Here is a 17,062-nt window from a genome sequence, read left to right on the forward strand (position 1 = left end):
ACAACAAAAACCCCTCGGGAGAATGCCTCTAAGACATTCATTCTCCCGAGGGGTTTTAATATCAAGCTTAGTGCTTTGCCCCATGTAACAAAGCGTCGTACAATAAGGCATCCGCCACTTCCAGAGCGATTTCCTCGTCTTTCAGATTCCTCAAGATCGCCAAGCCGAACTCGAACATAAAGCCCGGTCCCCTGCTTGTAATGATATTTCCATCTTGCTCTACCCCATTTTCCGTAGGAATAGCGCCTACCATTGTTGGCTCGAAGAAAGGAAAACAGGTAGCCCTTTTTCCTTGTAGCAATCCAAGACTGCCTAAAACCATCGGCCCGGCACAGATAGCGCCGATTAATACGCCTTCTTCCGTTTTTTCCTTGACTAATTCTCTCAAATGGACATGCTCATTTAAATGGTTGCTTCCGGGTATTCCACCCGGGAGGATCAAGGCTTCGACGCAACTGAAATCCGCCTCCTCGAACAGATAATCAGCCATTACCGGAATATCATGAGCACCCATCACCAAACGGTCACCCGTAATGGATACCATCACAACCCGTACACCACCGCGCCTCAAAACATCAATCGTACCCAAGGCTTCTATTTCCTCAAAGCCTGTCGCTAAAAAGATAACCGCATTTTTCATTTCTCTTTTATTTAGTATAGTTGATATTCACTCAAAACAGAAGGATCATCCTTCTCCACAACAGCCTTATCCGTAACAACCAACGGTAAGGTAAACCAGAAAGTGGAACCTTTGCCAAGCTCTGATCGCACACCGATCTCGCCACCCAACTGCTCTACAATCATCTTGCAGATCGATAATCCCAAACCAGCCCCTTGATAAAAATCATCCAGTTTCACGAAACGCTCGAAAACAGACTCCAGCTTATCCTCTGATATCCCGATTCCGGTATCCATGACAGAGACACGTACGAACATATCTTCCACCTCATAAAAAAGCGAGATAAAACCTTTGGAGGTAAACTTAATGGCATTAGACAGGAGATTTAACAAGACCTGTTCCACCCGGTGCGGATCGGTCCACAGACGAACGGAAGGCATGGCGACCGAGTTATATACCAATGCCACAACGGAAGACATCTTCAAGGATTGTACCACATAGGCCTCCTGACAAATATCCCTCAACTCTACTTCCGACACGTTATAGTTTAACCGACCGGACTCGATCTTCGACAAATCCAGGATATCATTGATCACTTTCAACAATAAATCGCAATTCTTATCTATAATCGAGAAGTATTCCTTTTGCTCGTTGGCATCAGTCGTTTCCGTCACGAGATGGGCAAAACCGACGATAGCATTCAGCGGGGTCCGGATCTCATGGCTCATATTGGCGATAAAAGCGTTTTTCATCTTATCCGCCTCTTGTACTTTCATCAGCTTCAACTGATCCTGACGTCGCTCCGTGATGTCATTCAGCATGACCAATAACAGAGGCGAGGCTCCCGGATCCGGATTCGTGATCAATAAACGCACGATATTCACGATCCTCACCTCTCCATTCGGTTTCTCATACTCTACCACTTCCTTTACCATACGTCCCGTTTTGATCGTATGGTAATCTTCCGTTCGGATCTCGTGCGCCCGCCTGGAATCGGGGAAAAGCTCGAAATCCGTCTTCCCTAAGACATCCTCCGCCTTGACTCCCATGAACTCTTCCGCCGCCTTATTAAAATAGATATACCGGAAACCGTTGAAAATATCTTTCACCGAGATCTCCACAAATACGTTCGACAAGATCGTATCCATCAAGATATTTAAGAAGTTGATCGTATGTTGACTTTGATGCATTCCAAGCTTGTCATCGCTTGGAGATGGTGTCAAAGTGGCTTTTTCCAGATCGGCTTCTAATCTCTCAATCCTTTGAATCAACTCCTCTTTGGAAAGGAGGTCATATTTCCCCATAGCCCGTACATTAAGTTTAATTGCGTATCGGGCAAAAGTAACTATTATTTTTTTATTTACAATGGTTCACGGGCTAATAATTCTCACTTTCAAAAGACCCTAACTAATATTTTGACACAAGTGTATGGCATTATCCAAAATAAAAGATACATTTGCAATCTAATTTCATGGATTAAACACACTCTAATTGAAAAAACAATGATGTATTGGCAAAAGGAAATAGAGACCATGGATCGTAAAGATCTGGTAAAACTTCAACTTGAACGACTGAGACAAACCATAGAATTAGCGGGCAACTCCCCTTTTTACAATAGAATATTCAAAGAGAAAAGAATCACCCCGGACAGCTTTCAGTCTTTGGAAGACCTGCGAAAGCTTCCGTTTACAACGAAAGACGATCTTAGAAATAACTATCCGTTCGGATTGGCAGCCATCCCATTGCAAAAATGCGTACGTATCCACTCATCCAGCGGAACGACAGGTAATCCTACCGTCGTCTTACATTCCGCCAAAGACCTGGACCGGTGGGCCAACCAAGTAGCCCGTTGCATGTATATGGTGGGGCTAAGGGATACGGACGTATTCCAGAATACATCCGGTTACGGTATGTTTACCGGTGGCCTCGGTTTCCAGTATGGAGCAGAAAAACTGGGTGCGCTGACAGTGCCAGCGGCAGCCGGTAATACCAAACGACAGATTAAGTTCATCACCGACTTCGGCACGACCTGCTTACATATCATACCGAGCTACGCCACCCGTTTGGCCGAGGTTATGTATGAGGAGGGAGTAGACCCAAGAAGGGATACCAAACTACACACCGTATGCATCGGTGCCGAACCTCACTCGGAAGAACAACGTAAACGCATCGAACAGCTTCTGGGCGTCAAGGCTTACAACTGTTTCGGTATGTCGGAGATGAACGGACCGGGTGTGGCGTTCGAATGTACGGAGCAAAACGGCCTGCATATCTGGGAAGACTACGTGATCGTAGAGATCGTTGACCCGATTACCTTGCGACCGGTGCCCGATGGAGAGGTCGGAGAATTGGTATTAACCACCATCAACCGGGAGGCGATGCCCTTACTCCGCTATCGTACCCGTGACCTTACTTGCATCTTACCGGGTGATTGCCCTTGCGGACGTACCCATAAACGCCTTGCCCGTTTCAAAGGACGTAGCGACGATATGATAATCCTGAAGGGCGTGAACCTATTCCCCGTCCAGATCGAAAAGATCTTGATGCAATTCAAGGAATTAGGCAGCAATTACCTGATCACCCTCGAAACGATCGGCAATAACGACGAGATGTTGATCGAGGTCGAGTTGAGCGATCTATTCACCGACGACTATTCAGCCTTGCAGCGTTTGACGAAAGGTATCACCCGCCAGTTGAAGGACGAATTATTACTTACGCCGCATATCAAGCTGGTAGCCAAGGGATCTTTGCCTGCCACGGATGGCAAGGCGGTACGAGTGAGAGATCATCGCAAACTCTGTTAAAGAAACAATTAAAACAACAACCTTATGACAATCCATCAAATTTCTATTTTCCTTGAAAACAAGTACGGGAAATTAAGCGAGATATTAGCCTTATTGGCGGAAGAGCGCATCCACATCATCGCGGCTACCGTGGCCGACACCTCCGAGTATGGGATCCTTCGTATCATCGTAAGCGATCCCCAGAAGGCTTACAGCGTATTAAAAGAAAACAATGTCAGCGCAAACCTGACCGACGTATTGGCGATCGTAACCAGCTCATGCGCCGGGAGTTTTGCCAACACATTGTCTTATTTCACGAAAGCGGGTATCAGCATAGAATATATGTATTGTTTCTCCATCCATGAAAAAGCGATCTTGATCTTGCGTACGAATAACCGGGAAAGCGCCCGTGAAGTAATCCGCCGCCAGAATCTCGGGTATATCTGTGAAAGTGATCTAATAAAACTTTAATAGGCACGGGTATATGTTCGGAATCCGAGCGCTACATTATGATGTACGTATCGGCGATAACGATTGTGCTGGTTGGCCTAGCGACTCAAAAGAAAGGTGTTTAGCTTTTCTTATAAGTCTCAAAACACTAATTAACGCTTATTCTATTGACAGACATACAGAAAGCCGTATATTTGCACTGTGGTTTTTTCATAATAGTATTAGATTTAAGGTTAACAAAGTTGGTTAGGGGTTGCCGGGAGGCAATCCTTAATTGTTTTATAGAGGTCTGGATATGATTAAATACATTTTTCTACTATTCATATTGTGTTGCGCCGGTTGTCGGCATGCACGAACGGAAGATGCCGTAATCAAGGTCTCGGTACTTCGGGGTCCGTCCGTTATCGCATTCGCCGACTGGCTTGAGAATCCCCCGGTTATAGACAACCAGAAAGTACTAGTAGAAGTGGCAGACTCGCCCGATCTGGCGCAGGCCTCACTGATCAAGCAGGAGACCGATATGGCCGTACTCCCCTTGATCAACGCGGCGAACTTATACAATAAAGGGATCCAGATTAAACTAGCGGGGTGCTCGATCTGGGGAACCCTTTACCTCGTTGAGAAAACGCCCTTGAAAGAACCGGCATTGTATGTATTCGGCAACGGTACGACTCCTGATATCCTTACCCGGTACTACCTCAGTCGCCAGCAATTGGATTATCCATTGAATTACGCCTTCAATACCGCCGGGGAAATCACCCAAGGCATCTTTGCCGGAAAAGTAAATCGTGCCGTACTCGGGGAACCGTTCCTAAGCATCGCTTTACGACGAGACAGCAGCCTACGAATAACCGCGGACTTGAATCATTTTACAGACAACGATACCCTCGGATTCGCCCAAACAGCAGTCGTATACGCCCCAACGATGGAGAAATATCGTACGGCTTTTGAGGATGCCTTACGAGCCTCTTGCGAAAAAGCCGTACGATATCCGAAAGAGACCATCCATTCCTTGGAAGAGCATGGGATCTTCGCCCAAGGGGCCTTAACCCCTGAGAGTATCGAGCGGTGTAAAATCCATTATTTATCGGCTATCGAGGCGAAAAGCGCTGTCATGGATTTCCTTCGTCTTATCGAGCAGTATGAGCCCAAGGCCATCGGCGGGAAGCTTCCCGATGCCGGATTTATACCCCAAGAACCATGAGATTTCGAAAAACGATCACTACGATAGTCGCTACCGTTATCCTGTTGGCGGGATGGCAATTATTCGCCGTGACAGCCAATCAACCGGAGCTGATACCTTCGCTTCCACGACTCGTACGGACACTTTGCGAATGGCTCGTCTCCGGTAGTTTTTACCGGTCAGTCGGAGCGACCCTGTTTAGGGGAATCTTGGGTATGTCGGTCTCACTCGTCTGTGCGATAGGAATGGCCGGGTTATTCGCCCGCTTTGAGTGGGTGTATGAATTATTTAGGCCGCTGCTTGCCCTCATGCGTTCGGTCCCGGTCATATCCTTCATACTTTTAGCGCTTATATTTCTAAATCCGGAAAGTATCCCCTTGATGATCGCCTTTCTCACCATGTTTCCGTTACTGACAGAGAATCTGACACGGGGAATCCTCGACCTGCGTCCGGGTTTATCCATTATGGCACGTCAGTTCCATATCAAACGTTCCAATGTCTTATTCCAGATCATCTATCCGCAGCTGAAGCCATTCTTACATAGCGGGCTTGCCTCTGCCGCCGGATTCGGCTGGCGTGCGATCATTATGGGAGAAGTCCTGTCGCAATGCGCATTCGGAATCGGGAGCGAGATGAAAAGGGCACAAAACTTTATCGCCGTCCCCGAGCTGCTCGCCTGGACCATCGTGGCGGTATTCATCAGTTTCTTTTTTGACAAAGGGATTAGCAAGGTTGCCGGTATCACCCCTAAAATATCCTTCACCGGTGAAGACAAGATCACTCCGGATCGTACGTTATCGTTTTTAGACGCAAGAGCTATAAGTTACCAATACGGTGTAAAGCGCTTCTCCCACTCCTTCCAAAAAGGAATTATCTATGGAATTAGCGCACCCTCAGGCAAAGGGAAAACAACGTTATTAAACTTGATCGGAGGTATCTTATTGCCTACGGAAGGTGAGATATATCCCACAAGGCACTTTGGAATCGCCACCGTATTCCAACAGCCACAGCTCCTGCCCCACCTGACCGCGGAAGAAAATATCATGCTCCCCCTCTCCTCTTTTCTCGCGGAGGAGAAAGCCCGGCGAATCGCTCAAAGATATTTACAAACAATGGAAATGGGATCCTTCGGGAACCGACTCCCGAAAGAGCTTAGTTACGGACAGCAACAACGTATCGCCATCGCGAGGGCACTGGCATACCCTTCCCCGCTCCTTTTGATGGACGAGCCATTCAAGGGCTTGGATGAAGCCTTAAGCCATCGTATCATAGGACGCATACGAGAAAAGCGACTGAAAGAAGAGCGGATCATTCTTTTCACGTCGCATAACCCGGATGAGATCCGGTTGTTGGCGGATGAGGTGATTTACCTATAAGTTCCTACCCGACTTGAATGCCCTATTTCACTTTCATCGGCTGGCAAGGTACCGTAAACCAGAATGTAGAGCCCTTTCCTTCCTCCGACTCAACCCCGATTTCACCTTTCAACCTCTCAATGATCGTCTTGCAGATAGAAAGCCCTAATCCTGTTCCTTGCTTAAAATTGTTCAATTTCACGAAACGATTGAATATGCTCGCTTGAGACTCCTTCTTGATCCCTATCCCCGTATCCGTTACGTAGACATAGATTCCATCATCGGTCAAACGATAGCCAAACCGTATAGAACCCGAGCTGGTGAACTTCACAGCGTTGGAAAGGAAATTGGTCAAAACCTGAGTCAAACGAGTCTTTTCCGACACAATACAATAATCATTACCGTCCGACTCAAAGATTACCTTTACATCCGGGGTCACTCTCGAGGAAAAAGCTTGCTGCTGGGGAGCAAATATCTCATTCAAACGCAGAGTCGTATAAATAAACTCCATCTTTCCGGACTCGATCTTCGAAATATCCAGGATATCACCGATCAACTGCAACAAAAACTCATTACTGCTCTTTATGACCCTCAGATATTCTTTTTTCTCCTCCTCATCTTCACTCTCAGCCAATAAGGAGGAAAAGCCAACGATGGCATTTAAAGGAGTACGTATCTCATGGCTCATGTTGGCGATAAAAGCAGACTTCATCCGGTCGCTCTCTTCCGCTAAACGCTTGGCTTGCACATCCGCCTCATGCTGTTTATCGACAGTCATATCCCGAAGGATCCCGATCGAGCGAATCGGCTTGCCTTCCGGATCGGTCTCATAGACCTCACCGACCTTCTCGAGCCAGACATACTCATCCGAGAAATAGCGACAAGGGAAACTAAATCGCACGGAATCGACCTCGCCCCGCATGAAAGCGGTTGTAATATCCTCGTATACCTTCCGATAATCCGGATGGATCTTCTCCACAAAACTAGCGTGGGCGATCTGCACATGCTTGATCTGGCCGTTTTCTTCCAAGGAAAGCTCCTCCGTACCGTTTACCAGATCCCAAAGCCACGGGTAAATCTTACCGGCTTGACATGCGAGCGCCAAGCGTTTATTATAGCTATGCAACTCCTCCTCTACCTGCCTTTGCTTTGTAATATCCCATGAAATTCCCACTAAATAAGGAGGCTTGCCCTCACGTGGCGCTAGCAGTTTCATCGTATCCATAGTACGCAAGACACCTTTCGAATCGATCATTTGTTCCTCGAAACGCTGCTTCCTTCCCGTTTTCACTACCTCCTCGTCCTTATTTCTGAAAGATTGGGCAACAACCGGATCTGGGAATAGGTCAAAATCTGTTTTTCCGACCACATCTTTATGATATTGTCCGTAAAGTTGGTCCATCAAAGGACTGGAGTACACATACCTGAAGTCATCACCCGTATCCTTCACGAAAAAGTAGATGGGCAACGAGTCCACGATGTTAGATAACGATCTTACTAAATCTCTATAATCCTGTTCCAAAGTTTTGTTTCTCGTGATATTAACTTCCATGGTGATTATTTTGATCAAAGGACTGAATATTTCGACCGTAAAATTCTTGAAAATTAATGAAAGATACAAATAATAAGCCCAAGAAGTGAACACCCCGGCCGAAAATACAAGCAAAATCGTATATTTGCACTCCGATTCTAAGATCACTAGATATGACAAATGTATTTCACTCGCTTATAGCCCGTCTTCTACAAATTCCGGAAGGACAAGTGGAACGGACAATCGGGCTCTTGAACGAAGGCGCTACCATACCTTTTATAAGTCGTTACCGGAAAGAGGTGACCGGAGGATTAGACGAGGTGCGAATCGGTGCCATCAAAGATCAACTGGATAAACTGACGGAACTGCGCAAACGAAAGGAAACGATCCTTACCACGATAGAAGAGCAAGGGAAACTTACTCCCGAGCTCCGGAAACGTATCGAGGAATCTTGGGATAGCACCGAGATCGAGGACTTATATCTCCCGTACAAACCGAAACGGGTCACCAAAGCGGAGATCGCACGCCGGAAAGGACTGGAGCCCTTGGCTAAGATCGTGATGATGCAAAACGAGAATGACCTATCCGCACGCATCAAGGGCTTTATCAAGGGGGAAGTGAAAAGCGCCGAAGAAGCCCTGCAAGGGGCACGGGATATTATCGCCGAATGGATCAACGAGAACGAATCGGCACGTAACACCGTACGTAACTCTTTCGCTCACACCGCTATGATCACCTCCAAGGTGATCAAGGGGAAAGAAGAGGAAGGCGCTAAATACCTGGATTACTTTGATTTCAGCGAACCTTTGAACCGGGTCAGTTCCCATCGCTTATTGGCTCTCCGACGGGGAGAGGCGGAAGGAATCCTGCGCGTAAGTATCTCTCCCGACGCAGAATCTTGTCTGGATCGTTTGAACCGGCGTTTCGTAAAAGGTCGTGGAGAGGTCTCCGAGCAAGTGGCTACAGCCATCGATGATTCTTTCAAACGTCTGCTGAAACCCTCTATCGAGACGGAGTTCTCCAACCAGAGCAAGGCGAAAGCCGATGAGGAGGCGATCCGGGTATTTGCCGAGAACCTCCGGCAATTGCTGCTCGCTCCCCCTTTGGGACAAAAACGGGTATTAGGCGTGGACCCCGGATACCGTACCGGATGTAAGTTGGTCTGTCTGGACGCACAGGGGAATTTATTGCATAACGAGGCGATTTACCCGCATCCCCCTCAGAACGAGAAAGGCAAAGCTGCCGCCAAGGTCGCCCAATTAGTAGCCACATACGCCATAGACGCCATAGCCATTGGCAATGGCACGGCCAGCCGTGAGACCGAACAGTTCATCACGGATATCCGATACAACCGCGAGATACAGGTGTTCGTGGTCAGTGAGAACGGAGCCTCTATCTACTCTGCGTCCAAGATCGCCCGTGAAGAGTTTCCTGAATACGACGTCACGGTACGCGGAGCCGTCAGCATCGGTCGCCGGCTGATGGATCCTTTGGCAGAGTTGGTCAAGATCGATCCGAAAAGTATCGGTGTTGGCCAGTACCAGCACGACGTAGAGCAAAACGCCTTGAAAAAGAGTTTGGATCAAACCGTGGAGAGTTGCGTGAATTTGGTGGGTGTAAACGTGAATACGGCGAGCAAGCATTTGCTGACTTACATCTCGGGATTAGGCCCCGCGTTAGCGCAAAACATCGTGAATTACCGGGCGGAGCACGGGCCGTTCACTTCCCGGAAAGAACTGATGAAAGTCCCCCGTATGGGAGAGAAGGCTTTCGAGCAAAGCGCCGGGTTCCTACGGATACCTGACGGAAAGAACCCGTTGGACAACTCGGCCGTACACCCCGAGAGCTACCCGATCGTAGAACGGATGGCCAAAGATCTAAAATGCTCCGTAGCCGATCTGATCACTGACAAAGCACTTAAAAAGAGACTAAAACTAACAGATTACCTAACGGATAAAGTCGGGATGCCTACCCTGCTTGATATCATGGAAGAACTGGATAAACCGGGCCGCGATCCCCGCCAAACAATCCAAGTATTCGCGTTCGATCCCACGGTGAAAACGATCAAGGATTTGAAAGAAGGACAAGTATTGCCCGGTATCGTGAACAATATCACCAACTTTGGTTGTTTCGTCGATGTAGGGATCAAGGAAAACGGGCTTGTCCACATCTCCGAACTGGCGGATCGTTTCGTAAGCGATCCTACCCAGGTGGTCTCCATCCATCAGCATGTCAAGGTGAAGGTCCTAAGCGTGGACCTATCCAGAAAACGTATTCAATTATCCATGAAAGGGATCTAAACGATGAAAGAGAAGATTAATAAGACAAACGCGGCACGCTTGCTGGACAAGGCGAAGATCGCCTACCAGCTCGTGCCTTATGAAGTGGACGAGAATGATCTGAGCGCTACACATGTAGCGGAGCAGCTAGGGGAAGATATCGACCAAGTATTCAAGACCTTGATCTTGCATGGTGATAAAAGCGGTTATTTCGTATGCGTGATCCCCGGAGCGGACGAGGTGGACTTGAAAAAGGCGGCCAAGGTATCTGGGAACAAGAAATGTGAGATGATCCCCGTGAAAGAATTGTTACCGCTCACCGGTTATATCCGGGGAGGGTGCTCACCTATCGGCATGAAAAAGCATTTCCCTACGTATATTCACCCTACGGCATCCGGCTTCGACAAGATCTATGTAAGTGCCGGACAACGAGGCTTACAGATACAGATAGCCCCCGCCGATTTAATCAAGGCGGCGAAAGCTATAGAAGCGGATTTGATCGCATGATCTAACCGTACATGTTGTCTTAGAATTTCTTAAACGTATACGTTCTTCCTTCGCAGCTCATTACCAGTTTCGTTACAGATGACTGCTCAATCGCGAACGTTTGTTTAGGTGAGGTCCAATCCGTATAACGCATGAATTGTTCCAAAGGCGTACCTCCGTAGTTGATCAACTCCAGATCCAGTTTCGTATCTCCCTCCAACGTCTTATAACCGAAATTCGTACGATAGACCTCCTTTGCCGTGTCATACAATTGGTACTCGAACAAAGAGGTCTGGAAGTTATACCAAACCGTGTCCACCGTCCGGACTACCCCATTCGCCTCTACGGTTTTCAGTTGCCATTTCCCTTCCAGCTTATGTTCCACCTTGTTACAAGACACCAACGCTACGACAAAACAAGTTATCGCTATCAAATTTTTCATCATAATCCTCGTACTTATATACCTATATCGATTTGAGACGTCAAAGAAAAGAATTAATTTCCAAAGGACAAAGTTTTTAAGGATATCCCAGCCGCAAATACCCGGAACTTTTCCTTCCTTCCCTTTGTTAATTGGGTAATTACAATACAAATATTACCCAATATGAAAACATTGATTGATAAAATGGATTACGCGGTCAAGAACTGGTGGCTGTCACTATGGGTCGGGCTGCTTTACGTCATTGTCGCTATTTATTTGATGTTCGCGCCATTGGCGAGCTACGTAGCGCTTAGTATCTTATTCAGCGTCTCCATGTTCGTAAGCGGCTTGTTCGAGATCGCTTTCGCCTTGGCGAACAAAAAGTGTATCAACAGCTGGGGATGGTATTTGGCCGGAGGTATTATCGACTTGATCTTAGGTATATTCTTGATGGCAAGCCCGGGACTTAGCATGGAGGTGCTTCCGTTTATCTTGGCATTCTGGCTTATGTTCAGAGGCTTCTCGGCTACCGGTTATTCGATGGACCTGAAACGATACGGTACACGGAACTGGGGATGGTACATGGTATTCGGTGTCTTGGCAATCCTTTGCTCCATCGGCATTATCTGGCAACCTGCTTTAGGAGCCTTCACGTTGGTTTACATGATCGCTTATGCCTTATTGGTAATAGGTATATTCCGTGTCATGATATCCTTCGAACTGAAAAGCTTGCATAAACGGAATAAAGAGGCACAAGCGGAGTAAGTCTGATTCAAGGATTAATTGGTCTATTTTTAAATCGCCAAGCGAATCAAAGGCATTTTTACTACTTTTGTGTTCAGTCATTAATAAAATAACGGATGAACGCAAACTTACCGCAATTAGATTTGCCCCGGGATTATGTCGTGGGAAATGACATTACCGAGGCAATTTTAAATTTTTACAAGCAGACTTGCCGGTTAAAGGCAGGTATTTTCGTTTTATGCGTCGAAGGTAATTTAAGGGTATCCATCAACTTGACAGAGTACACGTTGAAACCGAATGATTTCATCTCCTTGATGCCGGGAAGCATTATTCAGTTCTGCGAGCAGGAGGAGAGTTTCCACCTTTCCTTTATCGGATTCTCATCCGTGTTCATAGACTGCGTGAACATGATAAAGTCTACGATGAGCGTCTTACCCGCTATCTACGAGAATCCGATCATATCACTGAGCGAGGACCGGGCCAACTTCATTAACGATTATTTCCATTTGCTAGAGCGGGTACAAGCGAAGGAGAAATCCATAAACAGGGAGATGGTGAAACATATCCTGCTTACCATGATCCATGGGATCAGCGACTTGTATCAAGGGAAATCATGGCCTAACAAGATAACGACCCGTAGCGACGAGATCCACAAGAAATTCATCCAACTGGTGATAAAAAATTATACCTCAAAGCGACAAACGGCTTTTTATGCCAGCCAACTAAGTATTTCTCCCCAGCACCTCTGCATGATCATCAAGCAAAAGACCGGACGCTCCGTATCCGATATCATAGCCGATATGATAATCATGGACGCAAAATCACAATTAATGGCTACGGACCTGACTATCCAAGAGATATCTTACTCCCTGAACTTCCCGAATGTGTCCTTTTTCGGCAAATACTTTAAACGGTACGTAGGCGTATCTCCACAGAAGTTCAGAAACAGTTAAGATAAAATTAAATGTAACGAACGGCTCTTTCATTTAGAATCCAATGACCCGTGCCACCTCCAAAGCAAAAGTATTTCAAATGAAACATACATGAATGTAACAGAAAAAATATCACTTTTTGCTTGTAGTTCCCAAAAAAGCGTTACCTTTGCCGCATATTTAAAGACAAAGAGACGATGAATCGATTTAGCTTTACATATTACTTTTATTACTTTTACTTTTGCGGAGTAAGGGCAGGAGTTTGTATGTAGAGCGTTGATGATTGAATATAGATATCAATAAAATATAAAGTCCTGCCGATTTCGGTGGGACTTTTTTTGTTTGTGACAGTTTAGAGTAAAAATAGAGAAACAAGATGAAAAAGAAAGTAGCGATACAAGGAATAGCCGGTTCGTATCACGACATCGCCGCCCGTAATTATCATGAAGGTGAAGAAATAGAGATCATCCCTTGCAGTACGTTTCGGGATGTTATCACGACGATCAGGAAAGACCCGTCCGTACTAGGCATGATGGCCATCGAGAATACGATAGCGGGAAGCCTCCTTCAAAACCATGAGCTGATCCGTGAGAGCGGACTGAGCGTCACAGGCGAGTATAAGCTACGCATCTCCCATTCCTTGGTAGCTCTTCCGGGAACCTCTATACATGATATAACGGAGATCAACTCCCACCCGATCGCGTTGATGCAATGTACCGATTACTTGGATACCTTGCCCAACGCCAAGGTGGTAGAGAAAGAGGATACCGCCATGAGCGCCCGGTGGATCTCGGAGAACCAGCTGAAAGGACACGCGGCGATATGCGGAAAACTAGCCGCCCAGATCTACAAGATGGAAGTCCTCGCTGAGGGGATCGAGACAAACAAACGGAATTTCACCCGCTTCCTCGCTATAGCGGACCGCTGGACGGCGGATGAGATACTTCGAGGGACCGATAAAAACAAATCCTCTCTCGTATTCGCTCTTCCTCACACTTCCGGCAGCCTTTCCAAAGTTCTCTCCGTCCTCTCTTTTTACGACATGAATCTCTCTAAAATACAGTCCTTGCCTATTATCGGGCGTGAATGGGAATACTTGTTCTACATCGATCTTACTTTCACGGATTTCACCCGTTACAAACAAGCGTTGGACGCTATCAGACCGTTAACAAAAGACTTAAAAATATTAGGCGAATATGCAGAAGGAAGACAAAGTGTGTAATATTACACCCGCTAACCGTGTAGGTAGTGTACAGGAATACTACTTCTCCAAGAAATTGAAGGAAGTAGCCGAGATGAACGCCGCAGGCAAGAACGTCATCAACCTTGGCGTGGGCAGCCCCGACCTTCCTCCTTCGGAACAAACCATCGAGACGTTGTGTGAACATGCCCGCAAAGCGAACGAGCACGGTTATCAGCCGTACGTCGGCATACCGGAACTGCGTAAAGGATTCGCCGACTGGTACAAGACATGGTATAACGTAGACTTGGATCCGAGAACAGAGATCCAGCCGCTCATCGGCTCCAAGGAAGGTATCTTGCATATCTCGCTGGCATTCTTGAATCCGGGGGATGGCGTACTGGTCCCGAACCCGGGATATCCGACCTATAGTTCTGTCAGCAAGCTGGTAGAGGCTCGCTTGATCCCTTACGAGCTGAAAGAGGAATGGGGATGGCAACCGGATTTCGAGGAACTGGAGAAAATGGATCTCTCCAACGTAAAGCTGATGTGGACCAATTATCCGAATATGCCCACCGGGGCGAACGCTAGCGTAGAACTATACGAGAAGCTGGTGGCCTTCGGCCGGAAGCATGGCATTATCATATGTAATGATAACCCGTATAGCTTCATCTTGAATGAGCATCCGCTAAGTATCTTAAGCATACCGGGAGCCAAAGAGATCTGTATCGAGATGAACTCCATGAGTAAGGCGCATAATATGCCGGGTTGGCGTATGGCGATGCTGGCTTCCAACGCCCAATTCGTCCAATGGATACTGAAGGTAAAAAGCAATATCGACTCGGGACAGTTCAAACCGATGCAACACGCGGCGGTAGAGGCCCTGAGCGCGAAGAAAGAGTGGTACGATAACATGAATCGCGTCTACCGTAGCCGCCGGGACCTTGCCGGACAAATCATGCGCACGTTAGGATGCGAGTACGACGAGAGCCAAGTAGGAATGTTCCTTTGGGGACGTATCCCCGACTCCGCTGAGAGCGGTGAGGCTATCGCCAACAAGGTGCTATACGAGGCAAACGTATTCCTTACACCGGGATTTATCTTCGGTAGCCGTGGCGAGCGTTATATCCGTATATCTCTTTGCTGCAAGAACGAGACTTTGGAAGAAGCCTTGAAGCGAATTGAAAATTTATAACTGAAAATTGAAAATTAAACTATAGATCACAAAGATGGAAATGAAGATTGAACCGTTAGCGTTACCGGGAGTTGACACACAACGTCCTATCGTAATCGCAGGCCCTTGTAGCGCCGAGACAGAAGAGCAAGTGTTAGAGACCGCCCAAGGATTAGCCTCCAGAGGCGTTAAGATATTCCGTGCGGGTATTTGGAAGCCTCGTACGAAACCAGGTGGATTCGAGGGCATCGGAGCCGAGGGATTGGCTTGGTTGAAGAAAGTGAAAAAAGAGACCGGCATGCTGGTTTCTACCGAGGTAGCCACCAAAGATCATGTATTCGAGGCATTGAAAGCCGGTATCGATATCCTTTGGATCGGAGCACGTACGACCGTAAACCCATTCGCTGTCCAGGAGATCGCCGATGCGTTGAAAGGGGTTGATGTACCTGTATTGATCAAGAACCCGGTTAATCCGGACTTGGAGTTATGGATCGGAGCATTCGAGCGTTTGTATCGTGCAGGTATCCGCCGTTTAGGCGCTATCCATAGAGGTTTCAGCTCGTACGACAAGAAGATTTACCGTAACCTTCCGTTGTGGCATATTCCGATCGAGCTTCGCCGCCGTATGCCGGATCTGCCTATTTTCTGTGATCCCAGTCACATCGGCGGTAAGCGTGAGCTGGTAGCCCCACTTTGCCAGCAAGCGATGGACTTGAGTTTCGACGGCTTGATCGTAGAGTCTCACTGTAACCCGGATTGCGCGTGGAGCGATGCTTCCCAGCAAATCACCCCGGATGTATTGGATTATGTATTGAACTTATTGGTGATCCGCGACGTAAACCAGACAACCGAGAACCTGACTGCTCTTCGCCGCCAAATCGATAGTATCGACGAGCAATTATTGGAGCTTTTGGCTAAACGCATGCGTATCTCCAAGGAGATCGGCATTTATAAGAAAGAGCACAATATGCCGATCTTGCAGTCTCCCCGTTACAGCGAGATCTTGGAGAAGCGCTCCAGCATGGGCGAGCAAATGGACTTGAGCCCGGACTTTGTAAAAGAGATCTTAAAGGAGATCCACGAGGAATCCGTGCGCCAGCAAATGATTATCATGAACGAACAATAATTTATAAGATGAAAATATTGATTTTAGGCGCAGGAAAGATGGGTTCTTTCTTTACCGACCTGCTTAGTTTTGACCATGAGGTAGCCGTATTGGAGAAAGATCCGAAACGTATGCGTTTTATCTATAACGCCCTTCGCCTGCAAAGCCCGGAAGAGGTTAAGGATTTCAATCCCGAGTTGGTCATCAACTGTGTGACGTTAAGTTACACGATAGAGGCCTTCAAGGCCGTGATGCCTTACTTGCAACCGTATTGCATCATTTCCGATATCGCTTCCGTGAAGACTTATTTGAAGGAGTTTTATGAGACATGCGGTTTGCCGTATGTCTCCACTCACCCGATGTTCGGGCCGACATTCGCGAATCTGGGACAACTGGAGAATGAGAATACCATTATTATCTCCGAAGGCGATCATCTAGGCAAGATATTCTTCAAGGATATTTATTCCAGCCTCCGCCTGCATATCTGCGAATATACGTTTGAGGAGCACGATAAAGTGGTGGCCTACTCACTGGGTATCCCGTTCGCTTCTACCATGGTATTTGCCGCTACGATGAAGCATCAGGACGCTCCGGGTACGACGTTCAAACGCCATATGAAAATCGCCCGCGGCCTGCTGTCCGAGGACGATTATCTATTGACCGAGATCCTTTTCAATCCCCGTACTCCCCACCAAATCGAGCGGATACAGGAGGAACTGCATATCCTGCAAGAAATCATCAAGGATAAGGATTCCGGGAAGATGAAAGAATATCTGACGAAGATACGGAAGAATATCGAATAGGAAAACAAATGAACATG

The 17,062-nt window shown here is 47.2% G+C and carries 16 protein-coding genes; 12 read left to right on the forward strand and 4 right to left on the reverse strand.

Translation table 11 applies throughout. The features are described 5' to 3' along the window. Nucleotides 1-67: 67 nt before the first annotated feature. Both G7Y39_RS00085 and G7Y39_RS00090 read right to left on the reverse strand, forming a co-directional pair. Nucleotides 68-640 carry a DJ-1 family glyoxalase III gene (locus G7Y39_RS00085; protein ID WP_165153845.1) on the reverse strand — a complete coding sequence of 191 codons (573 nt, stop codon included), beginning with the start codon at nt 638-640 and terminating at the stop codon, nt 68-70. 11 nt (nt 641-651) lie between these two features. Continuing rightward, nucleotides 652-1,923, reverse strand: coding sequence for an ATP-binding protein (locus G7Y39_RS00090; protein WP_165153854.1), 1,272 nt, complete (start codon nt 1,921-1,923; stop codon nt 652-654). A 198-nt stretch (nt 1,924-2,121) separates the two neighbouring features. Between G7Y39_RS00090 and G7Y39_RS00095 the strand changes: the two genes are divergently transcribed. The 4 genes from G7Y39_RS00095 (at nt 2,122) to G7Y39_RS00110 (ending at nt 6,411) form a co-directional block, all read left to right on the forward strand. Beyond that, on the forward strand, nt 2,122-3,423 hold the full coding sequence (locus G7Y39_RS00095) for a phenylacetate--CoA ligase family protein (protein ID WP_165153856.1): 1,302 nt from the start codon (nt 2,122-2,124) through the stop codon (nt 3,421-3,423). A gap of 24 nt (nt 3,424-3,447) precedes the next feature. Next, on the forward strand, nt 3,448-3,873 hold the full coding sequence (locus G7Y39_RS00100; RefSeq protein ID WP_165153858.1) for an acetolactate synthase: 426 nt from the start codon (nt 3,448-3,450) through the stop codon (nt 3,871-3,873). A 274-nt stretch (nt 3,874-4,147) separates the two neighbouring features. Next, nucleotides 4,148-5,056, forward strand: coding sequence for an ABC transporter substrate-binding protein (locus G7Y39_RS00105; protein WP_165153860.1), 909 nt, complete (start codon nt 4,148-4,150; stop codon nt 5,054-5,056). Beyond that, a complete protein-coding gene (locus G7Y39_RS00110; RefSeq protein ID WP_165153862.1) occupies nt 5,053-6,411 on the forward strand; it encodes an ATP-binding cassette domain-containing protein in 1,359 nt (452 codons plus the stop codon). The genes G7Y39_RS00105 and G7Y39_RS00110 overlap by 4 nt, the downstream gene beginning before the upstream one ends. Before the next feature lie 22 nt (nt 6,412-6,433). On the opposite strand, the gene G7Y39_RS00115 is transcribed toward G7Y39_RS00110, so the two are convergent. Then, on the reverse strand, nt 6,434-7,942 hold the full coding sequence (locus G7Y39_RS00115) for an ATP-binding protein (RefSeq protein WP_165153864.1): 1,509 nt from the start codon (nt 7,940-7,942) through the stop codon (nt 6,434-6,436). Nucleotides 7,943-8,094: 152 nt separating this feature from the next. Between G7Y39_RS00115 and G7Y39_RS00120 the strand changes: the two genes are divergently transcribed. Together G7Y39_RS00120 and ybaK are read left to right on the forward strand one after the other, a co-directional pair. Next, a complete protein-coding gene (locus G7Y39_RS00120; protein ID WP_165153866.1) occupies nt 8,095-10,221 on the forward strand; it encodes a Tex family protein in 2,127 nt (708 codons plus the stop codon). 3 nt (nt 10,222-10,224) lie between these two features. Beyond that, nucleotides 10,225-10,707, forward strand: coding sequence for a Cys-tRNA(Pro) deacylase (gene ybaK / locus G7Y39_RS00125; RefSeq protein WP_165153868.1), 483 nt, complete (start codon nt 10,225-10,227; stop codon nt 10,705-10,707). Nucleotides 10,708-10,726: 19 nt separating this feature from the next. Here the strand turns inward: ybaK and G7Y39_RS00130 are convergent, their stop codons facing one another. After that, nucleotides 10,727-11,131, reverse strand: a complete 405-nt coding sequence (locus tag G7Y39_RS00130) for a lipocalin-like domain-containing protein (protein WP_165153870.1) — start codon at nt 11,129-11,131, stop codon at nt 10,727-10,729. 159 nt (nt 11,132-11,290) lie between these two features. Between G7Y39_RS00130 and G7Y39_RS00135 the strand changes: the two genes are divergently transcribed. The 6 genes from G7Y39_RS00135 to G7Y39_RS00160 all read left to right on the forward strand — a co-directional run bounded on the left by G7Y39_RS00135 (nt 11,291) and on the right by G7Y39_RS00160 (nt 17,045). After that, on the forward strand, nt 11,291-11,872 hold the full coding sequence (locus G7Y39_RS00135) for an HdeD family acid-resistance protein (RefSeq protein ID WP_165153872.1): 582 nt from the start codon (nt 11,291-11,293) through the stop codon (nt 11,870-11,872). A gap of 95 nt (nt 11,873-11,967) precedes the next feature. Then, a complete protein-coding gene (locus G7Y39_RS00140) occupies nt 11,968-12,804 on the forward strand; it encodes an AraC family transcriptional regulator (protein WP_165153874.1) in 837 nt (278 codons plus the stop codon). A 355-nt stretch (nt 12,805-13,159) separates the two neighbouring features. After that, nucleotides 13,160-14,005, forward strand: coding sequence for a prephenate dehydratase (locus G7Y39_RS00145; RefSeq protein ID WP_165153876.1), 846 nt, complete (start codon nt 13,160-13,162; stop codon nt 14,003-14,005). Then, nucleotides 13,980-15,158, forward strand: a complete 1,179-nt coding sequence (locus tag G7Y39_RS00150) for a pyridoxal phosphate-dependent aminotransferase (RefSeq protein ID WP_165153878.1) — start codon at nt 13,980-13,982, stop codon at nt 15,156-15,158. The genes G7Y39_RS00145 and G7Y39_RS00150 overlap by 26 nt, the downstream gene beginning before the upstream one ends. Nucleotides 15,159-15,192: 34 nt before the next feature. Then, entirely contained in the window at nt 15,193-16,263 is a 1,071-nt protein-coding gene (locus G7Y39_RS00155) for a bifunctional 3-deoxy-7-phosphoheptulonate synthase/chorismate mutase type II (protein ID WP_165153880.1), read from the forward strand. A gap of 8 nt (nt 16,264-16,271) precedes the next feature. Continuing rightward, on the forward strand, nt 16,272-17,045 hold the full coding sequence (locus G7Y39_RS00160) for a prephenate dehydrogenase/arogenate dehydrogenase family protein (RefSeq protein ID WP_165153882.1): 774 nt from the start codon (nt 16,272-16,274) through the stop codon (nt 17,043-17,045). Nucleotides 17,046-17,062 lie beyond the last annotated feature (17 nt).

The sequence above is a fragment of the Parabacteroides sp. ZJ-118 genome, from assembly GCF_011038785.1.
Lineage (GTDB): Bacteria > Bacteroidota > Bacteroidia > Bacteroidales > Tannerellaceae > Parabacteroides.

What these genes read in the sequence shown, in the direction of transcription:
- G7Y39_RS00085 (WP_165153845.1), bottom strand. Translation starts at nt 640, where the DNA reads ATGAAAAATGCGGTTATCTTTTTAGCGACAGGCTTTGAGGAAATAGAA.
- G7Y39_RS00090 (WP_165153854.1), bottom strand. Translation starts at nt 1,923, where the DNA reads ATGGGGAAATATGACCTCCTTTCCAAAGAGGAGTTGATTCAAAGGATT.
- G7Y39_RS00095 (WP_165153856.1), top strand. Translation starts at nt 2,122, where the DNA reads ATGATGTATTGGCAAAAGGAAATAGAGACCATGGATCGTAAAGATCTG.
- G7Y39_RS00100 (WP_165153858.1), top strand. Translation starts at nt 3,448, where the DNA reads ATGACAATCCATCAAATTTCTATTTTCCTTGAAAACAAGTACGGGAAA.
- G7Y39_RS00105 (WP_165153860.1), top strand. Translation starts at nt 4,148, where the DNA reads ATGATTAAATACATTTTTCTACTATTCATATTGTGTTGCGCCGGTTGT.
- G7Y39_RS00110 (WP_165153862.1), top strand. Translation starts at nt 5,053, where the DNA reads ATGAGATTTCGAAAAACGATCACTACGATAGTCGCTACCGTTATCCTG.
- G7Y39_RS00115 (WP_165153864.1), bottom strand. Translation starts at nt 7,942, where the DNA reads ATGGAAGTTAATATCACGAGAAACAAAACTTTGGAACAGGATTATAGA.
- G7Y39_RS00120 (WP_165153866.1), top strand. Translation starts at nt 8,095, where the DNA reads ATGACAAATGTATTTCACTCGCTTATAGCCCGTCTTCTACAAATTCCG.
- ybaK (WP_165153868.1), top strand. Translation starts at nt 10,225, where the DNA reads ATGAAAGAGAAGATTAATAAGACAAACGCGGCACGCTTGCTGGACAAG.
- G7Y39_RS00130 (WP_165153870.1), bottom strand. Translation starts at nt 11,131, where the DNA reads ATGATGAAAAATTTGATAGCGATAACTTGTTTTGTCGTAGCGTTGGTG.
- G7Y39_RS00135 (WP_165153872.1), top strand. Translation starts at nt 11,291, where the DNA reads ATGAAAACATTGATTGATAAAATGGATTACGCGGTCAAGAACTGGTGG.
- G7Y39_RS00140 (WP_165153874.1), top strand. Translation starts at nt 11,968, where the DNA reads ATGAACGCAAACTTACCGCAATTAGATTTGCCCCGGGATTATGTCGTG.
- G7Y39_RS00145 (WP_165153876.1), top strand. Translation starts at nt 13,160, where the DNA reads ATGAAAAAGAAAGTAGCGATACAAGGAATAGCCGGTTCGTATCACGAC.
- G7Y39_RS00150 (WP_165153878.1), top strand. Translation starts at nt 13,980, where the DNA reads ATGCAGAAGGAAGACAAAGTGTGTAATATTACACCCGCTAACCGTGTA.
- G7Y39_RS00155 (WP_165153880.1), top strand. Translation starts at nt 15,193, where the DNA reads ATGGAAATGAAGATTGAACCGTTAGCGTTACCGGGAGTTGACACACAA.
- G7Y39_RS00160 (WP_165153882.1), top strand. Translation starts at nt 16,272, where the DNA reads ATGAAAATATTGATTTTAGGCGCAGGAAAGATGGGTTCTTTCTTTACC.